The sequence below is a fragment of the Janthinobacterium sp. genome, assembly GCF_031995485.1.
In the GTDB taxonomy this organism is placed as follows: domain Bacteria; phylum Pseudomonadota; class Gammaproteobacteria; order Burkholderiales; family Burkholderiaceae_D; genus Janthinobacterium.
The window spans coordinates 24,018-43,084 of record NZ_DAMAGB010000002.1 but is presented as its reverse complement, the minus strand read 5'-3'; the positions used below and the strand labels follow the sequence as shown (position 1 = coordinate 43,084).

At 62.3% G+C, this 19,067-nt stretch carries 19 protein-coding genes; 15 read left to right on the top strand and 4 right to left on the bottom strand.

The features are described 5' to 3' along the window. The first annotated feature begins 162 nt into the window (after positions 1-162). Entirely contained in the window at positions 163-735 is a 573-nt protein-coding gene (locus RTQ46_RS01845; protein WP_312434234.1) for a DUF1415 domain-containing protein, read from the top strand. A gap of 1 nt (position 736) precedes the next feature. Then, the gene (locus RTQ46_RS01840; protein ID WP_312434233.1) at positions 737-940 is read left to right on the top strand and encodes a DUF1289 domain-containing protein; all 204 of its coding nucleotides are present in this window, start codon (positions 737-739) and stop codon (positions 938-940) included. Between the two features lie 57 nt (positions 941-997). Here the strand turns inward: RTQ46_RS01840 and RTQ46_RS01835 are convergent, their stop codons facing one another. Then, complete coding sequence (locus RTQ46_RS01835; protein WP_312434231.1) at positions 998-1,504, bottom strand: DUF1993 domain-containing protein; 507 nt, start codon at positions 1,502-1,504, stop codon at positions 998-1,000. Between the two features lie 217 nt (positions 1,505-1,721). Here RTQ46_RS01835 and RTQ46_RS01830 point away from each other — a divergent pair, with 217 nt between their 5' ends. Both RTQ46_RS01830 and RTQ46_RS01825 read left to right on the top strand, forming a co-directional pair. Next, positions 1,722-4,838: an EAL domain-containing protein gene (locus RTQ46_RS01830; protein ID WP_312434230.1), complete on the top strand. Its 3,117-nt coding sequence runs from the start codon at positions 1,722-1,724 to the stop codon at positions 4,836-4,838. A 21-nt stretch (positions 4,839-4,859) separates the two neighbouring features. Beyond that, on the top strand, positions 4,860-7,133 hold the full coding sequence (locus RTQ46_RS01825; protein WP_312434229.1) for a xanthine dehydrogenase family protein molybdopterin-binding subunit: 2,274 nt from the start codon (positions 4,860-4,862) through the stop codon (positions 7,131-7,133). A 5-nt stretch (positions 7,134-7,138) separates the two neighbouring features. Here RTQ46_RS01825 and RTQ46_RS01820 read toward each other — a convergent pair whose 3' ends face one another. Then, positions 7,139-7,561, bottom strand: coding sequence for a thioredoxin family protein (locus RTQ46_RS01820; protein ID WP_312434228.1), 423 nt, complete (start codon positions 7,559-7,561; stop codon positions 7,139-7,141). Between the two features lie 270 nt (positions 7,562-7,831). Between RTQ46_RS01820 and RTQ46_RS01815 the strand changes: the two genes are divergently transcribed. Next, positions 7,832-8,749, top strand: a complete 918-nt coding sequence (locus RTQ46_RS01815) for a 23S rRNA (adenine(2030)-N(6))-methyltransferase RlmJ (protein ID WP_308925536.1) — start codon at positions 7,832-7,834, stop codon at positions 8,747-8,749. Positions 8,750-8,884: 135 nt separating this feature from the next. Then, the gene (locus tag RTQ46_RS01810) at positions 8,885-10,165 is read left to right on the top strand and encodes an EAL and HDOD domain-containing protein (RefSeq protein ID WP_312434225.1); all 1,281 of its coding nucleotides are present in this window, start codon (positions 8,885-8,887) and stop codon (positions 10,163-10,165) included. Positions 10,166-10,167: 2 nt separating this feature from the next. Here RTQ46_RS01810 and RTQ46_RS01805 read toward each other — a convergent pair whose 3' ends face one another. Continuing rightward, the gene (locus RTQ46_RS01805) at positions 10,168-10,917 is read right to left on the bottom strand and encodes an SAM-dependent methyltransferase (RefSeq protein WP_312434224.1); all 750 of its coding nucleotides are present in this window, start codon (positions 10,915-10,917) and stop codon (positions 10,168-10,170) included. 12 nt (positions 10,918-10,929) lie between these two features. Further along, positions 10,930-11,538 carry a Maf-like protein gene (locus RTQ46_RS01800; RefSeq protein WP_312434223.1) on the bottom strand — a complete coding sequence of 203 codons (609 nt, stop codon included), beginning with the start codon at positions 11,536-11,538 and terminating at the stop codon, positions 10,930-10,932. A 190-nt stretch (positions 11,539-11,728) separates the two neighbouring features. Here RTQ46_RS01800 and RTQ46_RS01795 point away from each other — a divergent pair, with 190 nt between their 5' ends. From RTQ46_RS01795 to RTQ46_RS01755, 9 genes are all read left to right on the top strand, one after another. Beyond that, entirely contained in the window at positions 11,729-12,226 is a 498-nt protein-coding gene (locus tag RTQ46_RS01795) for a DUF177 domain-containing protein (protein WP_312434221.1), read from the top strand. 254 nt (positions 12,227-12,480) lie between these two features. Further along, positions 12,481-12,663 carry a 50S ribosomal protein L32 gene (rpmF, locus tag RTQ46_RS01790; RefSeq protein ID WP_034749653.1) on the top strand — a complete coding sequence of 61 codons (183 nt, stop codon included), beginning with the start codon at positions 12,481-12,483 and terminating at the stop codon, positions 12,661-12,663. Between the two features lie 195 nt (positions 12,664-12,858). Then, positions 12,859-13,926, top strand: a complete 1,068-nt coding sequence (gene plsX / locus RTQ46_RS01785) for a phosphate acyltransferase PlsX (RefSeq protein WP_312434219.1) — start codon at positions 12,859-12,861, stop codon at positions 13,924-13,926. A gap of 13 nt (positions 13,927-13,939) precedes the next feature. Further along, the gene (locus RTQ46_RS01780; RefSeq protein ID WP_312434218.1) at positions 13,940-14,938 is read left to right on the top strand and encodes a beta-ketoacyl-ACP synthase III; all 999 of its coding nucleotides are present in this window, start codon (positions 13,940-13,942) and stop codon (positions 14,936-14,938) included. A 29-nt stretch (positions 14,939-14,967) separates the two neighbouring features. Beyond that, positions 14,968-15,909: an ACP S-malonyltransferase gene (gene fabD, locus RTQ46_RS01775; RefSeq protein ID WP_312434216.1), complete on the top strand. Its 942-nt coding sequence runs from the start codon at positions 14,968-14,970 to the stop codon at positions 15,907-15,909. Between the two features lie 53 nt (positions 15,910-15,962). Then, positions 15,963-16,706, top strand: coding sequence for a 3-oxoacyl-ACP reductase FabG (gene fabG / locus RTQ46_RS01770; protein ID WP_312434215.1), 744 nt, complete (start codon positions 15,963-15,965; stop codon positions 16,704-16,706). A 178-nt stretch (positions 16,707-16,884) separates the two neighbouring features. Further along, entirely contained in the window at positions 16,885-17,124 is a 240-nt protein-coding gene (acpP, locus tag RTQ46_RS01765) for an acyl carrier protein (protein WP_152241902.1), read from the top strand. A gap of 29 nt (positions 17,125-17,153) precedes the next feature. After that, positions 17,154-18,404, top strand: coding sequence for a beta-ketoacyl-ACP synthase II (fabF, locus tag RTQ46_RS01760; protein WP_312434213.1), 1,251 nt, complete (start codon positions 17,154-17,156; stop codon positions 18,402-18,404). A 129-nt stretch (positions 18,405-18,533) separates the two neighbouring features. Then, positions 18,534-19,025, top strand: a complete 492-nt coding sequence (locus RTQ46_RS01755; protein ID WP_312434212.1) for a hypothetical protein — start codon at positions 18,534-18,536, stop codon at positions 19,023-19,025. Positions 19,026-19,067: the final 42 nt, after the last annotated feature.

Below are 19,067 nucleotides of genomic sequence, written 5' to 3'. Positions count from 1 at the left end.
ATTTGCCCGCAGCCAGATTCGGCCGTCTTTATAGCATAGGCAGGGCAGGGCCTGGCGCAAGCTTGGCAGCCACCGGGTATGAGCTTGCGCAAAGAGTGCGTACAATTTGGCTTTGGCCGGCGGCTACTTGCCGGCCACCTTCATCGATAGAGAGTCCTGCTTATGAATACCCCGCCGCGCCACGACGACGACCACGCCGTCATTATCGCCAACACCGTCGACTGGCTGGAAAAAGCCGTGATCGGCCTGAACCTGTGCCCGTTCGCCAAGGCCGTGCACGTGAAAAAACAGATCCGCTACGTGGTCTGCGATTCGAGCAATCCCGAGGATTTGCTGGCGATGCTGATGGACGAACTGCAGACGCTGGCCGATACCAGCCCGGAACAGATCGACACGACCCTGCTGATCCATCCGTATACGCTGAACGATTTCCTCGACTACAACGAGTTTCTCGACGTGGCCGACGCGGCGGTGGAGGACATGCATCTGGCGGGAGAATTGCAGGTGGCCAGTTTCCATCCGAACTATCAGTTTGCGGAAACGTTCGAGGACGACATCAGCAACTTTACCAACCGCTCGCCGTATCCGACCCTGCACCTGCTGCGCGAAGACAGCATCGAGCGCGCCGTGGAAGCGTTCCCGGAAGCGTCGGAAATTTTCGACAAGAATATCGCCACCCTGGAAAAGCTGGGGATTGAGGGCTGGGAAAAGCTCGGCCTGGCGAAGGCAGGCTGAGATGGCTGACGAGGTGCCAGCTGATTTGCCCGAGCGTCCCGACACGCCGTGCGTGGCCGTGTGCTCGACCACCTTCGATGAAATCTGCCGCGGCTGCGGGCGCAGCGTGGTCGAGGTGGCGCACTGGGTGTCGATGACGGCGGAGCAGAAAGAAGTCGTGTGGGTGCGTATTCTGGCGCAGGGGTATCCGCGCCGGAATACGTGATTTTTCAACCCACAGGCAACTGCCGGGGTCAGACCCGAAGGGTCCGACCCCTTGCTATCAATAACTGCCGATAAAGTCTTTTTTGCCGACTTCGACGCCGTTATGGCGCAGGATGTCGTATGCGGTCGTCGCATGGAAGAAGAAGTGCGGCAGCGCGTAGTGGAACAGATAGGTCTGGCCCGTGAAGTGCTTGGTCTTTTCGCCGCTGCCGGTGGTGATCGCACGCGTTTCGCTGCCTTCGATGTCGGCTTGCGGCAGGCTTTCCAGGAAAGCGATGGTTTTCACGATGCGCGCTTTCAGTTCGGCAAAGCTTTGTTCGGTGTCTTCATACGGCGGCACGGCCACGCCGGCCAGGCGCGCGCCGCAGCCCTTGGCGAAATCGGTGGCGATCTGGATCTGGCGCACGAAGGGCAGCATGTCCGGGAACAGGCGGAATTGCAGCAGCGCGTTCGGATCGATTTTCTTGTCCTGCGCATGCGTTTCTGCCTTGTCCAGGATAGCGGCCAGGCTGCCCAGGATTTGCTTGAAGACGGGAATCGATGCGGAGTGGATGGAGAAGGTCATGGTTATTCCTCTATATAAAGTGGCGCGATGATAGCAAGGCGCGGCCATTTCTGCTGGGCCGTGTGGTTTCTGGTACAGATTCAGGGCGGCAATGCGGGTAGATGTGACTTTCTGTGCATTTTGCATGCATAATTGCCGTTAGAAAATTCCTCCCGCCGCCTGAATCCCCCGTAAAGCCCGATGACCGCTTGCATGACCTTTACAGTACCGTGCCTGCATGGCTAATTCCCCCTTTCGCCGCTGGCTGTCCAGCCTCCGTACGTTGTATGGCTCGTCGATCTATGGCGCGCTGCTGCTGGTGGTATTGGGCGGCCTGGTGGTGCCGGCCCTGATCGGCAGCTATCTGCTGGTCGGCGTGCACGAGCGCCAGTCGGCGCGCACCAGCCTGAATGAAGCGTTGCAGCGCAATGCCGACATCCTGGCGCTGGGCATGCAGGAATCGTTATGGAACATGAACGCCGAATCGGCCCAGTCGCTGGTCGAGTCGGTGATGCGCGACCGCGCCGTGCTGCTGGTGCAGGTGGTGGGCCAGGCCGACACGGAATTCATGCGCCTGCAGGCGCCGCAGCGCCCGGTCGGCAATGTCTACCGGGCCGAACGCGATATCGCCGTGCGCGGCGAGCGCATCGGCCATGTGGTGGTGGAGATGGACGATGCGCGCAGCCAGCAGGAACTGCGCGAAAAGCAGATCGCCTATATTTTCGTGCTTGGCGCGCAACTGGCCATATCGATGGCGCTGATCGTGCTGTTCATGAATCGCCGCCTGCTGGGACCGCTGCGCCGCCTGATGCGCTTTTCCGACCGCCTCTCGCATGGGGACTTCGACACGCGCCTGGAAGCGGGCGGCAACGACGAGCTGGGCCGGCTGGCCGCGCAGCTCGAACAGATGCGCGCCGCCATCCGCCAGCTGTTCGAAGATATCGGCCAGCGCGAAGAGCGCTTTCGCACCATCGTCACGCAGGTGCCGGGCGCCGTGTTCCGCTACCGGCCCGACGGCCCCATCGATTTCATCAGCGATGCGATCGAAGAGATCGTTGGCTACACGGCCAGCCAGCTGATGCGCAGCAACACGCACGCCTGGGTCGACCTGATCTGTCCGGAAGACCGCCGCATGCACCGGCGCGCCGTCAAGCAGGCGGTGGGCGCGATGCAGCCGTATGCACTCGAGTACCGCATCATCGACGCGGTCGGCACCGAGCGCTGGGTGGCCGAGAACGGCCAGCCGCAGGCCGGGCCGCAGGGCCTGGTGTGGGTGGACGGCATCATCGCCGACATCAGCCAGCGCAAGCACCATGAAATGCGCATCGAGGCCCTGCTGACCGAGCAGAGCGCGATTCTCGACAATGTAATGTTCGGCGTGATGTTCGTGCGCAACCGCCGCATCGTCTCCGTCAACCGCCGCTGCGAAGAGCTGTTCGGCTATGGCCATGGCGGCATGACGGGCAGCTCGACCGCCATCGTGTTCCCGACCCAGTATGAGTTCGAGGAAGCGGGCGAGCGCCAGTACCCGGCGCTGGCGGCCGGCGGCGACTTCAGCGAAGAGCGCCACTACCGGCGCCAGGACGGCAGCCTGTTCTGGGCGCTGGTCAGCGGCTGTGCGCTCGATCCGCTGCGTCCCGGCGAAGGCAGCATCTGGGTGTATGCCGACATTACCGCGCGCAAGGAAGCCGAGGAAAAACTGCGCCTGTCGGCCACCGTGCTCGAACATATCGCCGACGCCGTGATGGTGGTCGACATCGAGGGCGTGATTGTCGCCGTAAATCCCGCCTTTACGCAGATCACCGGCTATACCGAGGCCGAAGCGGTCGGCCAGCATTCCTCGCTGACGCGCTCCGGGCGCCACGATGAGCTGTTCTACCAGACCATGTGGGATGAACTGATCGCCTCCGGTTTCTGGCGCGGCGAGATCTGGCGCCGCAGGAAAAACGGCGAGATCTACCTGGAATGGCTGACCATCAGCGCCGTGCGCGATACGCGCGCGCTGACCACCCATTACGTGGGCGTGTGCAGCGATATCACCGTCATCAAGCAGGCGCAGGAAAAGCTCGACCACCTGGCGCACCACGATCCGCTCACTGCGCTGCCGAACCGGCTGCTGTTCCACGACCGCCTGCAGCACGCCTTGCAGCGCGCCACCCGCGACGAGGAGCAGCTGGCGATCCTGTTCATCGACCTGGACCGCTTCAAGAACGTCAACGACACGCTGGGCCACCATATCGGCGACGAATTGCTGCAGCAGGTGGCCGCCCAGCTGTCGGCCCGCCTGCGCGACGGCGACACGCTGGCGCGCCTGGGCGGCGACGAATTCATCGTGCTGCTGGAAAAAGTCGATGGCCAGTATGGTGCGACCCAGGTGGCGGAAAAACTGGTGACCATGTTCGAGCAGCCATTCCTGGTGGCCGGCCATGAATTGTTCGTCACCTGCAGCGTGGGCGTGAGCCTGTTCCCTGGCGATGCGCAGGACCTGAACATGTTGATCCGCAATGCCGACGTGGCCATGTACCAGGCCAAGGCGCGCGGACGCAATGGCTACCGCTTCTATGCGCCGTCGATGACGGGCGAGGGCATCGAGCGCCTGCGCCTGGAAACCTTTTTGCGCCGCTCGATCGAGAAGAACGAGATTTTCCTCAACTACCAGCCGCAGGTGGAAATCGACACGGGCCGCCTGGTCGGCGTCGAGGCACTGGTGCGCTGGAACCATCCCGAGCTGGGGTTGATTGCGCCGGCGCGTTTCATTCCGCTGGCCGAAGACAGCGGCTTTATCAACCAGCTGGGCAAATGGGTGCTCGACGAGGCGTGCCGCCAGATGATGCGCTGGCAGGAGCAGGGCCTGCGCGTGCCGAAGATTGCCGTCAACCTGTCGGTCAAGCAGTTCGAGCGCGGCAGCATCGCCGGCATGGTCGCCGCGATTCTGGCGGAAACCGGACTCGAGCCGCAGCGCCTGCAGCTGGAAGTGACCGAGTCGGTGATCATGAACACGGGCGACGCGCTCGGCTTCATCAACGACCTGCACGCGATCGGCGTGGGGCTGGCCATCGACGACTTCGGCACCGGCTATTCCTCGCTGGCCTACCTGAAGCAGTTGCCGGTGCAGACGCTGAAAATCGACCGCTCCTTCATCAAGGATATCTCGACCGACGCCAACGACGAAGCGATCGCGATCGCCATCATCCAGCTCGGCAAGAGCATGCATCTGTCGGTAATTGCCGAAGGCGTCGAGACGCAGGAGCAGGCCGCCTTCCTGCTGCGCCACGGCTGCAAACTGGCGCAGGGATATTTTTACAGCAAGCCGGTGCTGGCGCAGGACATGTTTGAACGCTGGCGCGACAACTGATTTATACAAGACGGGACATCCATGGCTGACTCCACACCGACCGCACGCCGGCGCTTTCTGCTCAAAGGCCTGGGCCTGGGCGTGGCCGGCGCCGGCGCGCTGGTGCTGGGCTGGGGCGTGCTGCCGCCGCGCCAGCGCCTGCATGGCAGCACGCCGCTGCCGCTCGAGGATGGCGCCGTGGCGCTGAATGGCTGGCTGGCGATCCGGCCGGACGGCAGGGTGGTGCTGGCCATGCCGCGCAGCGAAATGGGGCAGGGCGTGCATACGGCGCTGGCCATGCTGGTGGCCGAGGAACTCGACGTGCCGCTCGCATCGATCAGCCTGATGCAGGCGCCGATCGACAAGATCTTCGGCAATCTCGCCATGCTGGCCGACGGCCTGCCGTTCCATCCGGACGACCAGGGGACGCTGAAAAAGCTGGCGCACTGGACGGTCATCAAGGCGGCGCGCGAACTGGGCGTGATCGTTACCGGCGGTTCGTCCAGCATCAAGGATGGCTGGCAGCCGATGCGCGAAGCGGGCGCCTGCGCGCGCGCCATGCTGCTGCAGGCCGCGGCGGCGCAGTGGCAGGTACCGGCAGCCCGATGCCGCACCGAAGCAGGCGAGGTGGTCCATCCGGACGGACGGCGCGCCAGCTACGCCAGCCTGGCGCGGCAGGCGGCCGCGTTGGACCCGGGCGCGCCGGTGCTCAAGTCGCCGAAAGACTTCAAACTGATCGGCAAGACCACGCCGCGCACGGACACGCCGTCGAAAACCGATGGCAGCGCCATCTTCGGCATCGATGCCCGCCCGCCGGGCATGCTGTACGCGGCGCTGCACCTGCCGCGCCGGCTCGGCGATACGCTGTCCTCGTTCGATGCCGCGCCGGTGCTGGCGATGCCGGGCGTGAAAAAAGTGCTGGACCTGACGCCGGCGCTGGGCCAGCGCAGCGAGTCCTGCGCCGCGGTGGTGGCCGATACCTGGTGGCGCGCCAAACAGGCCGCTGCCGTGCTGCCCACGCAGTGGCGGGCCGGTGCGCAATCGAAGCTGTCGAGCGCCGACATTGATGCGCAGTTCGCCACGCTGCTCGACACCGAATCCGGCCATGTGTATCACGCCAGCGGGGAGGTGGAAGGCAAACAGGCCCAGGCGCTGCGCGAAGTAAAGGCCGAATACAGCGCACCGTTCCTGGCCCATGCCGCAATGGAGCCGGTCAACTGCACCGCACAGGTCAGGGACGGCAAGGTGCATCTGTGGGCCTCGACCCAGGCGCCGGGCATTGCGGTGGACGTGGCGGCCAGGGTGGCCGGCGTCGACGCGGCAGATGTCACGATCGAGGTGCTGCTGCTTGGCGGCGGTTTCGGCCGCCGGCTGGAAGTGGACATGGTGGCGCAGGCGGTGGCCATTGCGCTGCAGTGCGATGGCGCGCCGGTGCAGCTGATCTGGACGCGCGAACAGGACACCATGCACGATATGTACCGGCCAGCCGCGCGGGCGCGCTTTGCCGCGCGGCTTGACGCGCAGGGCCGCATCGCCTCCTGGGACAACAAATCGGTCAGCGCCTCGATCACGCACCAGTATTTGCAGCGCAATTTCGGCCTGCCCGGCATGGGGCCTGACAAGACCACGGCCGAGGGCGAATTCGACATGCCCTACGAGATCGCCAACCAGCGCATCGCCCATGTGATTGCCGACAGCCTGGTTCCGGTCGGCTACTGGCGTTCGGTGGGCCACTCGCACAATGCGTTTTTCAAAGAAAGTTTTATCGATGAACTGGCGCATGCTGCCGGCAAGGACAGCGTCGCCTTCCGCCGCGCCATGCTGGTCAGCCATCCGCGCCACCTGGCCGTGCTGGACGCCGCCGTGGCGCGCGCCGGCACTGCGCCGCCCGGCCATGCGCACGGCGTGGCGCTGCACCAGTCGTTCGGCAGCATTGTCGCGCAAGTGGCACAGGTGGCGCTGGAAGACGGCGAAATCCGCGTGCGGCGCGTGGTATGCGCCATCGATTGCGGGATTGCCGTCAATCCGAACATTATCGCGCAGCAGATGGAGTCAAGCGTGCTGTTCGGCCTGTCGGCGGCGCTGGGCGGCGAGATCACTTACAAGGAAGGGCGGGTGGAGCAGGGCAATTTCCACGACTATCCGGTGCTGCGCATGGGGCAGGCGCCCCAGGTGGAGACCATCATTATCGCCAGCGCCGCCCATCCCGAAGGTGTCGGCGAGCCCGGCACGCCGCCGATTGCGCCGGCGGTAGCCAATGCGCTGTTTGTCTTGACGGGAAAACGGCTGCGCAGCCTGCCTTTGCGGCTGGGCTAAAAGGCTCAGGCGGCTGCCAGCATGCTGCGCAGATTGTTGTCGCGCTGCCAGCTGCGCCGCTCTTCGGTGCTGGTCGACAGCGCCGCCAGTTCATGCGCGCTCAATGCCTGCTGCGCCTGCACCATGCGGTGCGCCAGGCCGCCGTCCGGCAGCACGGTGCCGAAAAACGCCACATGATCGTCCTGCTGGATCAGCAGGGTCGGGAAGTTCTCGATATCGAGCTCGCCCACCACGTCGGACTGGTCTTCGATATCGACCCAGACAAACAGCTTGTCCGGATGGCGCGCGGCCAGTTCCTCGAACGTATTGCGGTAGGTGGCACAGGTGCCGCACCACTGCGCGCACAGGCAGGCCACGATCCAGCGCGGGCCGGCCAGCTGTGCCGCGATCTCGGCGCGGTTGTCGGTAGTTAAGGTCAGGCTATGCATGTCTTGGTAGCATTGTGTGCAGATGGCGCTTGCGCCGATGCGCGTATTCTACCGTGCCGGGGCCGGGCCGTCCTGGCAACTGCCGGGCTGGTTTGAGCGGTTTTTTGATACCAGGGCAGTTTCTGGTGGATAATGCTGGTAATTGCGCGCTGATTACGCTGGTCCATGCTGTTTCCTGGTCCGGCAGCCTGACCCTCCCAGTCTGTTTCCATGCTCTGCCCGGTGTAAGCGCAGCCCCACATTTACTTTATTTTATGGAATTGCCAGCTTATGTTGAGTTACCGCCACGCCTTTCACGCGGGTAATCACGCCGATGTCTTGAAGCATTATGTGCAGATTCAGTTGTTGCAGTACCTGAATCAAAAAGATACCGCCTACAGTTATATCGATACCCATTCCGGCGCCGGCGTGTATGCGCTCGACGGCGGCTATGCCTCGAAAAACGCCGAGTACGAGACCGGTATTGCCCCGCTGTGGGACCGTACCGACCTGCCGGCCTCGCTGGCCGAGTATCTCAAGCTGATCAAGGAAATGAATCCGAGCGGCAAGATGCGCTACTACCCAGGTTCGCCGTACTGCGCCGACCAGGTCAGCCGCGAGCAGGACCGTTTGCGCCTGTTCGAGCTGCATCCGGCCGACGCCAAGATCCTGGCCGACAATTTCCGCAAGGTCGAAGCGCATGCGCTGGCCCAGGGCGAGCGTCCGGCCGTGCGCGGCAAGCGCGTCATCATCACAAAGGCCGACGGCTTCCAGAGCCTGAAAGCGCTGCTGCCGCCGCCGTCGCGCCGCGCGCTGGTGCTGATCGACCCGCCGTATGAAGACAAGATGGACTACCGCAAGGTCAAGGACACGCTGGCCGACGCGCTGGTGCGCTTTCCATCGGGCATCTATGCGGTCTGGTATCCGGTGCTGCAGCGCATGGAATCGCGCCAGTTCGCCGACAAGCTCAAGCAGCTGCCGGCAACCGAGTGGCTGCACGTGACCCTGACCGTCAACACGCCGTCGCCGGATGGCTTCGGCCTGCACAGCAGCGGCATGTTCATCCTCAACCCGCCGTACACGCTGGAACCGATGTTGCGCGAAGTCATGCCCTATCTGGTCAAGGTGCTGGGCCGCGATGACGGCGCCAAATTCGTGCTGGAAACGGGCAAGGGCGGCGTCAGGAATACCGGCACGCGCCGCGTCTGATCAGGCTGCGCGGCGCACAGCGTGCGCTGTAGCACATAGTTTTACCAGGCGCGGGACTATACTGGGTGCGGGTCGGCAAGCGCCGGCCCAGGCCCTGCCGCAGCCTGAAGGCGGCCCTCATACACGGGCTGTTCCATGAATACTTCCTTGCCAACGGCGAATTCTTCGCTGCACGATTTCTTTCTCGCCCGCCAGCCCATCCTGAACCGCGACCAGCGCCTGGTCGCCTATGAACTGCTGTTTCGCGGCACCGCCGAGAACCAGGCGGTGATTGTCGGCGATCCCGTCGCCGCGACCGCCACCGTGATCGCGCACGCGTCCGACCTGGGCATGGAGCAGGTGGTAGGGCTGCAGCTGGCCTTTATCAATGTCGACGAGGTGGCGCTGATGAGCGACTTCATCGGCTTCCTGCCGCATCACCGCGTGGTGCTGGAAATCCTGGAAACTGTGCGTCCCACGCCGGCCCTGCTGGCGCGGATCAGCGAGCTGCGCCACGCCGGCTTTCGCTTTGCGCTCGACGACGTGGTGCTCGATACGGCCGACGTGCAGCAGCTGCTGCCGCTGGTCGATGTGATCAAGGTCGATATCGCCCAGCTGGCGCCCGATGAATTGCCGCGGCTGGCGCGGGTGCTGGCGGTGTCGCGCAAAAAACTGCTGGCCGAAAAAGTCGAGACGGTGCAGCAGTTCGAGCAGTGCCTGGCGCTCGGCTTTGATTTTTTTCAGGGCTATTATTTTGCGCGGCCCGTGATTCTGAGCGGCAAGCGCATGTCGGCCTCCGAGCTGGCCATCCTGCACCTGCTCGAACTGATACAGGGCAATGCCGACAACCGCGAACTGGAGCGCTGCATCAAGCATGATGCCATGATCAGCCTGAACCTGTTGCGCCTGGTTAATACGCCGGCCGTCAGCGGCGGCGTGCGCGTCGATACCCTGGGCCAGGCCTTGTTGCTGCTGGGGCGGCGCCAGTTGCAGCGCTGGCTGCAGATCTTGCTATATGTCAAGCCGGGGACATCGGCACAGTTCACCTCGCCGCTGCTGCAACTGGCCACCACGCGCGGCAAGCTGCTCGAACTGATGACGGAAAAACTGCGCCCGGGCCAGCATCAATATGCGGACATCGGTTTTACGGTGGGCATCATGTCGCTGATGGACACGCTGTTCTCCATGCAGATGAGTGAAGTCATCAGCAGCATCCGCGTGAACAGCAAGGTCAGCGACGCGCTGCTGTTCCGCCATGGCGAGCTGGGCAGCATGCTGGCGCTGGTCGAGCAGGTCGAACAGGCCGACGGCGGCCCGGCCACCATGGCCATGCTGGAACAGCTGCACCTGTCGGAAAGCGAGCTGACGGCGATCCAGGTGGCCGCCTATGCCTGGGTCAACGATTACGTGCACGGCATCTCCAGGACGGTGCATTAAATCTATTGGCCCAGCAGCAGGAATACGGTCGGCTTCTTGTGGAAGTCCGGTGCCTTGCCGGCCGCCAGCAGCTTCTTCCATTGCCCGCCATTGTGGGTCTGGATGCTTTCCGTCTCCAGGCTGAGGTCGGTCGCCACGCAGATCAGGGTCGATGGCTGGCATTGCGCCACCAGCGCTTCGAGCATGGCGGCGTTGCGGTACGGCGTTTCAATAAACAGCTGGGTCTGCTTTTCGTTGCGCGAGCGGCTTTCCAGTTCCTTGATGCGCTTGCTGCGCAGCGCGGCATCGGTGGGCAGGTAGCCGTTGAAGGCAAAGCTCTGGCCGTTCAGGCCGCTTGCCATCACGGCCAGCAGGAGCGACGACGGCCCCACCAGCGGGCGCACCTTGACGCCATGCTGATGCGCCAGGCGCACCAGGTCGGCGCCCGGGTCGGCCACCGCCGGCACGCCCGCTTCCGACACCAGGCCCGCATCGCGTCCGGCCAGCAGCGGCGCCAGCAGGCCGGCCAGCGCCTGCGCCGGCGTATTGACGTTCAGTTCGGAAATCGTGATTTCCTGCAAGGGTTTGGCCAGAGGATGCTTCGCGGCTATCAGCTTCAGGAAGGCGCGCGCCGTCTTGGCGTTTTCGGCCACGAAATAATCGAGCTGCGAGGTCATCTGCCGCACCTGCTCGGGAATGATGTGGGCCAGCGCATCGGCCGGGCCGTCGGACAGGCCGAGGTGGTTGGGGATCAGGTAAAGGGTGCCGGTCATGGAAAATTCTTGTTAAATGGTAAAAAACGCCACGCCCGCGCGGCGCAGCATGCCGGTCAGGGCGATCAGCGGCAGGCCGGTCAGGGCGGTGGGGTCGCTCGTGTTGATGCTGTCGAGAATGGCAATGCCCAGTCCTTCGTTCTTGGCGCTGCCGGCGCAGTCGTACGGCTGTTCGATGCGCAGATAGGCATCGAGCTCGGCGTCCGGCAGGTCGCGCACGGTGACCAGGGTCTGGATATCCTCGACTTCGGCCGTGGCGAGCGCCTGGCGGCCGTCCAGCAGGCACAGCGCCGTATGAAAGATCACTTCGCGCCCGCGCATGGTCTGCAGCTGGCGCAGGGCATTGTCGTGGTTGCCCGGCTTGCCGATCTGCGCGCCATCGAGTGTGGCGACCTGGTCGGAGCCGATCACCAGGCTGCCGGGAAAGCGGTCGAGCACCGCCTGCGCCTTGGCCTGGGCCAGGCGCAGCGCAGTGGCGCTGGGACTTTCACCGGGCAGCGGGCTTTCATCGAGGTCGGGCACGGCGACCTCGAACGGCAGGCGCAAGCGTGACAGAAGTTCCTTGCGATAGGCGGAACTCGATGCAAGAATCAAGCGCAATGGGGCGGAAGTTGGTATCATTCGAGTCTGGAAAGCGGCTGGCAAGGCCGCCAGTGTAGTCTGTCGCAGCGTTGCAGGGCAATGCTGCTGGCAATTGCCGCCATGTCCGCCTCTGAAATGGCCTGCCTGACATCAAAAAAATGCAACAGGCTTTGACTCCTGCTTGAAAACCCTGTTATGATCGCTGGTTTTCCGGGGAAATTTTCTGCCAATGAATGCTTTTGTGATCGACGCCTTTGATTTTTGTCGTATCAGCGGGAGCCGCGAGGGTGTCACTCCTGTCGCTGAAATGACCCGGTTGACCAAGGACTGTGCAGATGATTCCGGCGATATCGCCTGGAAGATCGCCGGCAGCACCAGCAAGCTGGGCTACCCGCAGCTGACCTTGTCGGTCAACGGCACCGTTCAGCTGGTATGCCAGCGCTGCCTGGCTCCGTTTGCTTACGATATCGATTCTTCGACAGTGTTAATGCTTGGCAAGGATGACGAGCATGCGGACGAGATCGAAGAAATCATCGACGATGAGTCGATCGACGTGATCGTCGGCAGCCGCAGCATGGATGCCGCGGCCCTGATCGAAGATGAAGCCTTGCTGGCCCTGCCGCAGGTACCCAAACATGACGTCTGCCCCGATACGGCGCAGCTCGATGCTCTCAAGACTGAAAAGAAGTCGCCGTTTGCGGCACTGAAAGACTTGAAGCCAGAATAAGCAGTAGCAGTTACAGGAGGTCTCAACAACCATGGCGAGCGTTCGGCGCATCAGGTTTGCGGGATTTTCGCTTAGAAGAACGTGTCAAACGCGTGTAGTAATCGAGTATGGCAATGTGTAGTGAAACGTAGCATGAAATAAACGATGTCGGTACCGGCTGTTTTCGGATGGTCTTTGCCGCTGGGATACTCGATTAGCATGTATTTGCCAATCGATTGTGCTAAAATTTTAGAACTTATGTATTAGGAGTCATCATGGCAGTTCAACAGAACAAGAAAACCCCTTCCAAGCGCGGCATGCACCGTTCGCACGACTTCCTGGTCGCGCCGCAATTGAGCGTCGAGCCAGTTACCGGCGAAACACACATGCGTCACCATATCAGCCCTAACGGCTTCTATCGTGGCCGTAAAGTGTTGAAGACCAAAAACGACGAGTAATCGACGTTTTGTTGGGTAAGATGAAAGCGGTGTTGCGTTGGTTTTTCGGCGTGGCGCCGCTTCTTCTTTTTTATCGGCTGCAATTCATCTTGCGCACCGTCATTTTGAATCACGCTGACCAGGTGCGAGCATCCCTGCAGCTACAGTCCGATTCACATCTTGCCGCAAGCCCGCAGCGGTACTGAATCAAACCAAATGACAATCAAAATTTCTATCGACTGCATGGGCGGAGATCACGGTCCCTCAGTCACTATTCCTGCAGCAATTTCCTTCATCGAACACGAGCCTGACGCTGAACTGATCCTGGTGGGATTGGAAGACGTGATCCGCGCCGAGCTGAAAAAGCACAAAGCCGACACGCATCCGCGCCTGTCGATCTTGCATGCCTCCGAACAAGTTACCATGGACGATCCGCTCGAAGTGGCCCTGCGCCGCAAGAAGGATTCGTCGATGCGCGTGGCCATTGAACAGGTCAAGAGCGGCGCGGCGCAAGCCTGCGTCTCCGCCGGCAATACCGGCGCCTTGATGGCTGTCTCGCGCTATGTCCTGAAAACCATGTCGGGCGTCGACCGTCCGGCCATCTGCAGCATCCTGCCGAATCAGAAAAACGGTCCGACCTACATGCTGGACCTGGGCGCCAACGTCGATTGCGAACCGCATCATTTGCACCAGTTCGCCATCATGGGGTCGGTGCTGGTGTCCGCCATGGAAAACATAGCGCGCCCCACCATCGGCCTGCTCAACGTCGGTACGGAAGATATCAAGGGCAACGAGGTGGTGAAGCTGACCGCCAAGCTGCTGCAGGCCGACCACGAGCGTGGCGCGCTGAACTTCCATGGCAACGTCGAAGGCAATGACATCTTCAAGGGCACCACCGATATCGTGGTCTGCGACGGCTTTGTCGGCAACGTCACGCTGAAGGCCATCGAAGGCCTGGCGCGCTTCGTGAAGGACGTCCTCACTTCCGAATTCAAGCGCAATCCGGTCACCATGCTCGGTGCGCTGATCGCGCGTGGCGCATTGAAAGCCATCACGAACCGTTTGAACCCTTCGCGCTACAACGGCGCCAGCCTGCTGGGCCTGCGCGGCCTGGTAATCAAAAGCCATGGCGGCGCCGACGCCTATTCGTTCGAATGGGCCTTGCGCCGCGCCTATGATGCGGCAAAGAACGACGTGCAGGCCCACCTGGCCAGCATGATCGCCGAGCTGATGCCGCGCACGCCAGTGGCGGAAGAACCTACATCAACAAGCTCTACCATTTAGTGGATGGGTAAGCATGACTATCGCAAGCAAGATCTACAGCAAGATTATCGGTACCGGCAGCTATCTGCCGGAGAAGCGCGTCACCAACCAGGATCTGACTGACCAGCTCGCTGCCAAGGGCATCGAGACCTCGGATGAGTGGATCGTCTCGCGCAGCGGCATCTCGGCGCGCCATTATGCGGCTCCGACGCAAAATTCCTCGGACCTGGGTGTCGAAGCGGCCAAAAAGGCGCTGGAGATGGCCGGTCTCGACGGCAACGACCTGGACCTGATCATCGTCGCCAGCTCGACCCCCGACTTCTTCGGCAGCTTCCCCAGCACCGCCTGCATCGTGCAGAACAAGCTGGGCATCACCAACAACTGCGCCGCGGTCGACGTGCAGGCCGTCTGCAGCGGCTTCGTCTACGCGGTCGCCACCGCCGACAGCTTCATCCAGTCGGGCATGCACAAGAACGTGCTGGTGATCGGCGCCGAAGTGTTTTCGCGTATTTTGAATTTCGACGACCGCGGCACCTGCGTGCTGTTCGGCGACGGCGCCGGCGCCATCGTCATGACGGCGTCCGAAGAACCCGGCATCCTGGCCACCAAACTGCATGCCGACGGCCGCCACTCGAACATCCTCAGCGTACCCGGCAGCCTGGCTGGCGGCGCGCTCGACGGCAGCGCCTTTTTGTACATGGATGGTCCGGCCGTGTTCAAGCTGGCCGTCTCGGTGCTGGAAAAAGTCGCGCATGAAGCTTTGGCCCACGCCAGCATGACGTCCGACCAGATCGACTGGCTGATTCCGCACCAGGCCAATATCCGCATCATGAACAGCACCGCCAAAAAACTCGGCTTGCCGCTGGAAAAGATGGTCGTTACCGTCGACCAGCACGGCAACACCTCGGCCGCCTCGATCCCGCTGGCGCTCGACATCGCCGTGCGCGACGGCCGCGTCAAGAAGGGCGACAATGTCATGATGGAAGGCGTGGGCGGCGGCTTTACCTGGGGCGCCGTGCTGGCCAGAATGTAAGCTGCAACACTATAAAAAACGGAGTCGACATGACACAATTTGCATTTGTTTTTCCAGGCCAGGGCTCGCAAGCGATCGCGATGCTCGATGGTTTCGCCGGCAATCCGGTGGTGGCGCAAACCGTGGCCGAAGCGTCCGATGCGCTGCAATTCGACCTGGGCAAGCTGATTGCCGAAGGTCCGAAGGAAGAGCTGGACCTGACCACCAATACCCAGCCCGTGATGCTGACGGCGGCGGTAGCGTTTTACCGCGCCTGGCTGGCGGCCGGCGGCCCGCTGCCGAGCGTGGTGGCCGGTCACAGCCTCGGTGAATACTCGGCGCTGGTCGCCGCCGGCGTGATCGATTTCAAGGACGCCGTGCCGCTGGTGCGTTTCCGCGCGCAGGCGATGCAGGAAGCCGTGCCGGTCGGGCAGGGCACCATGGCAGTGGTGCTGGGCCTGTCGGATGACGACGTGCGCGCCGCCTGTGCGGAAGCCGCGGCGGAAAACCCGGCCCTGGTGGTCGAACCCGTCAACTTCAATGCGCCGGCACAAGTGGTGATCGCCGGCCATACGGCTGCGGTCGAGCGCGCCTGCGAACTGGCCAAGGCAAAAGGCGCCAAGCGCGCCATGAAGCTGCCGGTATCGGCGCCATTCCACTCGTCGCTGCTGAAACCGGCGTCGGACCGCCTGCGCGACTACATGGCCGAGCTGCAATTCAATGCGCCGCAGATCGCGCTGATCAATAACGTCGATGTCGCGATTGTCAATGACGTGGCCGGTATTAAAGATGCGCTGGTGCGCCAGGCGGCCAGCCCGGTGCGCTGGGTCGAGACCATGCAGAAGGTCGCGGCCGACGGCATCACCCAGGTAATCGAATGCGGTCCGGGCAAGGTCCTGATGGGTCTGGCCAAGCGCATCGATCCGGTGCTGGTGGGCGACGCCATCGTCGACCAGGCCTCGCTCGAACGCATTTTGACGCAGCTCAAGTAAACCAGCCGCTGGCACGCATGTCTTGCCGCCGGCAGCCATATTGAAGGATATTCATGAATTTAACCAATCAAGTCGTGCTGGTCACGGGCGCTTCGCGCGGCATCGGCCGCGCCATTGCCACCGAACTGGGCAAACAGGGCGCCACCGTGGTCGGCACCGCCACCTCGGATGCCGGCGCGCAGGCGATCACCGATTACCTGGCCGCCGAAGGCGTGACGGGCAAGGGCGTGGTCCTGAACGTGACCGATGCGGCGCGCTGCGCCGCGGTAGTCGACGAAGTGCAGAAAACCTACGGCAGCCTGTCGATCCTGGTCAACAATGCGGGCATCACGCAGGACCAGCTGGCCATGCGCATGAAGGACGAAGAGTGGGACAACGTCATCACCACCAATCTGTCGGCCGTCGGCCGCCTGTCGCGCGCGGTACTGCGCGGCATGATGAAAGCCAAGGCTGGGCGTATCATTAACATCACCTCGGTGGTGGCATCGTCGGGCAATCCGGGCCAGATGAATTACGCGGCGGCCAAGGCCGGCGTGGAAGGCATGAGCCGCGCGCTGGCGCGTGAAATCGGCAGCCGCAACATCACGGTCAACTGCATCGCTCCCGGTTTTATCGATACCGACATGACCAAGGCATTGAGCGAAGAGCAGCACGCGGCATTGCTGACGCAAATCCCGCTGTCGCGCCTGGGCAAGCCGGAAGACGTGGCTGCCGCCGTGGCGTTCCTGGCGTCGCCGCAAGCGGCCTATATCACGGGCACCACCCTGCATGTGAATGGCGGCATGTACATGAATTGATGCGTACACTGGACGAAACACCGGTTTGTGGCACGATGTGCAACTGGTTTTTGGCTATAATCGCATCTTTTAGCAGCAGCTTCGGTCGAATTAGCAGCAGACACCGAAATTAGTATTCGGACGCGCAAACCTGATAAAATGCGCGCACTTTCCGTAACACACACTTTGGAGCCATAACATGTCGGATATCGAACAACGCGTTAAGAAAATCGTCGCTGAGCAACTGGGCGTTGCAGAAGCAGACATCAAAATCGAATCCTCTTTCGTCGACGATCTCGGCGCCGATTCCCTGGACACCGTGGAACTGGTGATGGCCCTGGAAGACGAATTCGAAATGGAAATCCCTGACGAACAAGCTGAAAAAATCACCACCGTGAAACAGGCGATCGACTACGCCACCGCCAACGTCAAGGCCTAAGCCTGTCTGACCGACTTCAGGAGAATCGCTTGAGCCGTTCTAAAAACCGTCGCGTTGTTGTCACCGGCCTGGGCTGCGTTTCACCTGTCGGCAATACTATTGCCGATGCGTGGGGCGCCATCATCGAAGGCAAATCGGGCATAGCCACGATTACCAAGTTCGATGCACAGCCATTCACCACGCATTTTGCCGGTGAAGTCAAAGGCTTCAATATCGAAGAGTATATCTCCGGTAAGGAAGCCCGCCACATGGATACCTTTATCCATTACGGCATGGCTGCGGGCATCCAGGCGATGCAGGATTCCGGTCTGGAAGTGACCGAGGAAAACGCCGAGCGTATCGGCGTGATCATCGGTTCGGGTATCGGTGGCCTGCCGCTGATCGAAGAGACCAAGTCCGAGTACGAGAAGCGCGGTCCGCGCCGCATCTCGCCATTTTTCGTGCCTGCCTCGATCATTAACATGATCTCTGGCAACCTTTCGATCAAATATGGTCTGAAGGGCCCGAACCTGGCGATTGTCACGGCGTGTACCACCGGCTTGCACAGCATCGGCGCAGCAGCACGCATGATCGAATACGGCGACGCCGACGTCATGATTGCAGGCGGTGCCGAATCGACTGTCTCGCCGCTGGGACTGGGCGGTTTCGCCTCGGCACGCGCTCTGTCGACCCGCAACGACGATCCGGCAACGGCGTCGCGTCCGTGGGATACCGACCGCGACGGCTTCGTGTTGGGCGAGGGTGCTGGCGTGATGGTGCTGGAAGATTACGAGCACGCGGTCGCCCGCGGCGCCAAGATCTATGCCGAAGTGCATGGTTTCGGGATGAGCGCAGATGCTTATCACATGACCTCGCCGCTGGAAGATGGTAGCGGCGGCAGCAAATCGGTAATCGCGGCGCTCAACAACGCTGGCCTGAATCCGGATCAGATTCAATACCTGAACGCGCACGGCACGTCGACCCCGCAAGGCGACGTGGCTGAAGTGATGGGCATCAAGCGCACCTTCGGCGACCATGCAAAGAACCTGGTAGTGAATTCGACCAAATCGATGACAGGCCATTTGCTGGGCGGCGCGGGCGGTCTGGAAGCGGTGTTTACGGTACTGGCGCTGCACCATCAGGTGTCGCCGCCGACCATCAACATCTTCAACCAGGATCCGGCTTGCGATCTCGACTTCTGTGCCAATACGGCGCGTGACATGAAGATCGATTATGCAGTGAAGAATTCGTTCGGCTTCGGCGGCACGAATGGCACGCTGATTTTCGGTAAAGCGAAATAAGCAGGAACTTTCAAGCGCTCGCTGCGGTCTAACCGTAGTGAGCGCTGATTCGGCGCCAACGCTCGTTGGCGCCTGAATTTGCCCGGCATGGTGCCGGCGCGCCTGATGTTATCCCTATTGAGTTGTGCCATGTCGATTGCGATATCGGCTGTCCTCTGCACGCCTGTCGGTTTGCGTTTGCTGCAAGCTGGCTATGGCCTGTGCGCCGTGCTGGCGGCATTTCCCCTGGCGGGCGGCCATGCGCTGGGCTGGCCTGCGGCGCTGGCCAGTGCGTCGGGCGGCGTGTTTTTGCTCGCCTTGCTGTCCTGCCGCAGAAAGCCGCTCACGCTTGATATTTCACCGGTCGGACAGATTCGGCTGGCGGAACATACAGAAAAGCGTGCAGAAGCGGGTGGAGAGCGGCGCGGTGTAGCGCGGCCCGCCGAGCTGCCGCTGCCCACGGCACCGCTGCGCCTGCTGCCCGGCTCCACGCTGTGGCCTTCGCTGCTGGTGCTGCGGCTGGCGGACGGGCAGGGGCGGGTCAGCGCGGTGCTGGTGCAGCGCGGACGCTTCGGCAGCGCTGCATTTCGCGAACTGGCCGTGGCGTGCCACGCCATCGCGGCGCGGGGAGGGGAGTCATAAAAAGTGCGGCGAACACTGAACTTCTTGCAGCGGGCCAACTCT

Excerpts from the sequence above, each read along its gene's own strand:
- RTQ46_RS01840 (WP_312434233.1), top strand. The coding sequence starts at position 737 with ATGGCTGACGAGGTGCCAGCTGATTTGCCCGAGCGTCCCGACACGCCG.
- RTQ46_RS01755 (WP_312434212.1), top strand. The coding sequence starts at position 18,534 with ATGTCGATTGCGATATCGGCTGTCCTCTGCACGCCTGTCGGTTTGCGT.
- RTQ46_RS01825 (WP_312434229.1), top strand. The coding sequence starts at position 4,860 with ATGGCTGACTCCACACCGACCGCACGCCGGCGCTTTCTGCTCAAAGGC.
- RTQ46_RS01795 (WP_312434221.1), top strand. The coding sequence starts at position 11,729 with ATGAATGCTTTTGTGATCGACGCCTTTGATTTTTGTCGTATCAGCGGG.
- RTQ46_RS01805 (WP_312434224.1), bottom strand. The coding sequence starts at position 10,917 with ATGACCGGCACCCTTTACCTGATCCCCAACCACCTCGGCCTGTCCGAC.
- RTQ46_RS01815 (WP_308925536.1), top strand. The coding sequence starts at position 7,832 with ATGTTGAGTTACCGCCACGCCTTTCACGCGGGTAATCACGCCGATGTC.
- RTQ46_RS01835 (WP_312434231.1), bottom strand. The coding sequence starts at position 1,504 with ATGACCTTCTCCATCCACTCCGCATCGATTCCCGTCTTCAAGCAAATC.
- RTQ46_RS01810 (WP_312434225.1), top strand. The coding sequence starts at position 8,885 with ATGAATACTTCCTTGCCAACGGCGAATTCTTCGCTGCACGATTTCTTT.
- plsX (WP_312434219.1), top strand. The coding sequence starts at position 12,859 with ATGACAATCAAAATTTCTATCGACTGCATGGGCGGAGATCACGGTCCC.
- RTQ46_RS01830 (WP_312434230.1), top strand. The coding sequence starts at position 1,722 with ATGGCTAATTCCCCCTTTCGCCGCTGGCTGTCCAGCCTCCGTACGTTG.
- acpP (WP_152241902.1), top strand. The coding sequence starts at position 16,885 with ATGTCGGATATCGAACAACGCGTTAAGAAAATCGTCGCTGAGCAACTG.
- RTQ46_RS01800 (WP_312434223.1), bottom strand. The coding sequence starts at position 11,538 with ATGATACCAACTTCCGCCCCATTGCGCTTGATTCTTGCATCGAGTTCC.
- fabG (WP_312434215.1), top strand. The coding sequence starts at position 15,963 with ATGAATTTAACCAATCAAGTCGTGCTGGTCACGGGCGCTTCGCGCGGC.
- fabD (WP_312434216.1), top strand. The coding sequence starts at position 14,968 with ATGACACAATTTGCATTTGTTTTTCCAGGCCAGGGCTCGCAAGCGATC.
- RTQ46_RS01780 (WP_312434218.1), top strand. The coding sequence starts at position 13,940 with ATGACTATCGCAAGCAAGATCTACAGCAAGATTATCGGTACCGGCAGC.
- RTQ46_RS01820 (WP_312434228.1), bottom strand. The coding sequence starts at position 7,561 with ATGCATAGCCTGACCTTAACTACCGACAACCGCGCCGAGATCGCGGCA.
- RTQ46_RS01845 (WP_312434234.1), top strand. The coding sequence starts at position 163 with ATGAATACCCCGCCGCGCCACGACGACGACCACGCCGTCATTATCGCC.
- rpmF (WP_034749653.1), top strand. The coding sequence starts at position 12,481 with ATGGCAGTTCAACAGAACAAGAAAACCCCTTCCAAGCGCGGCATGCAC.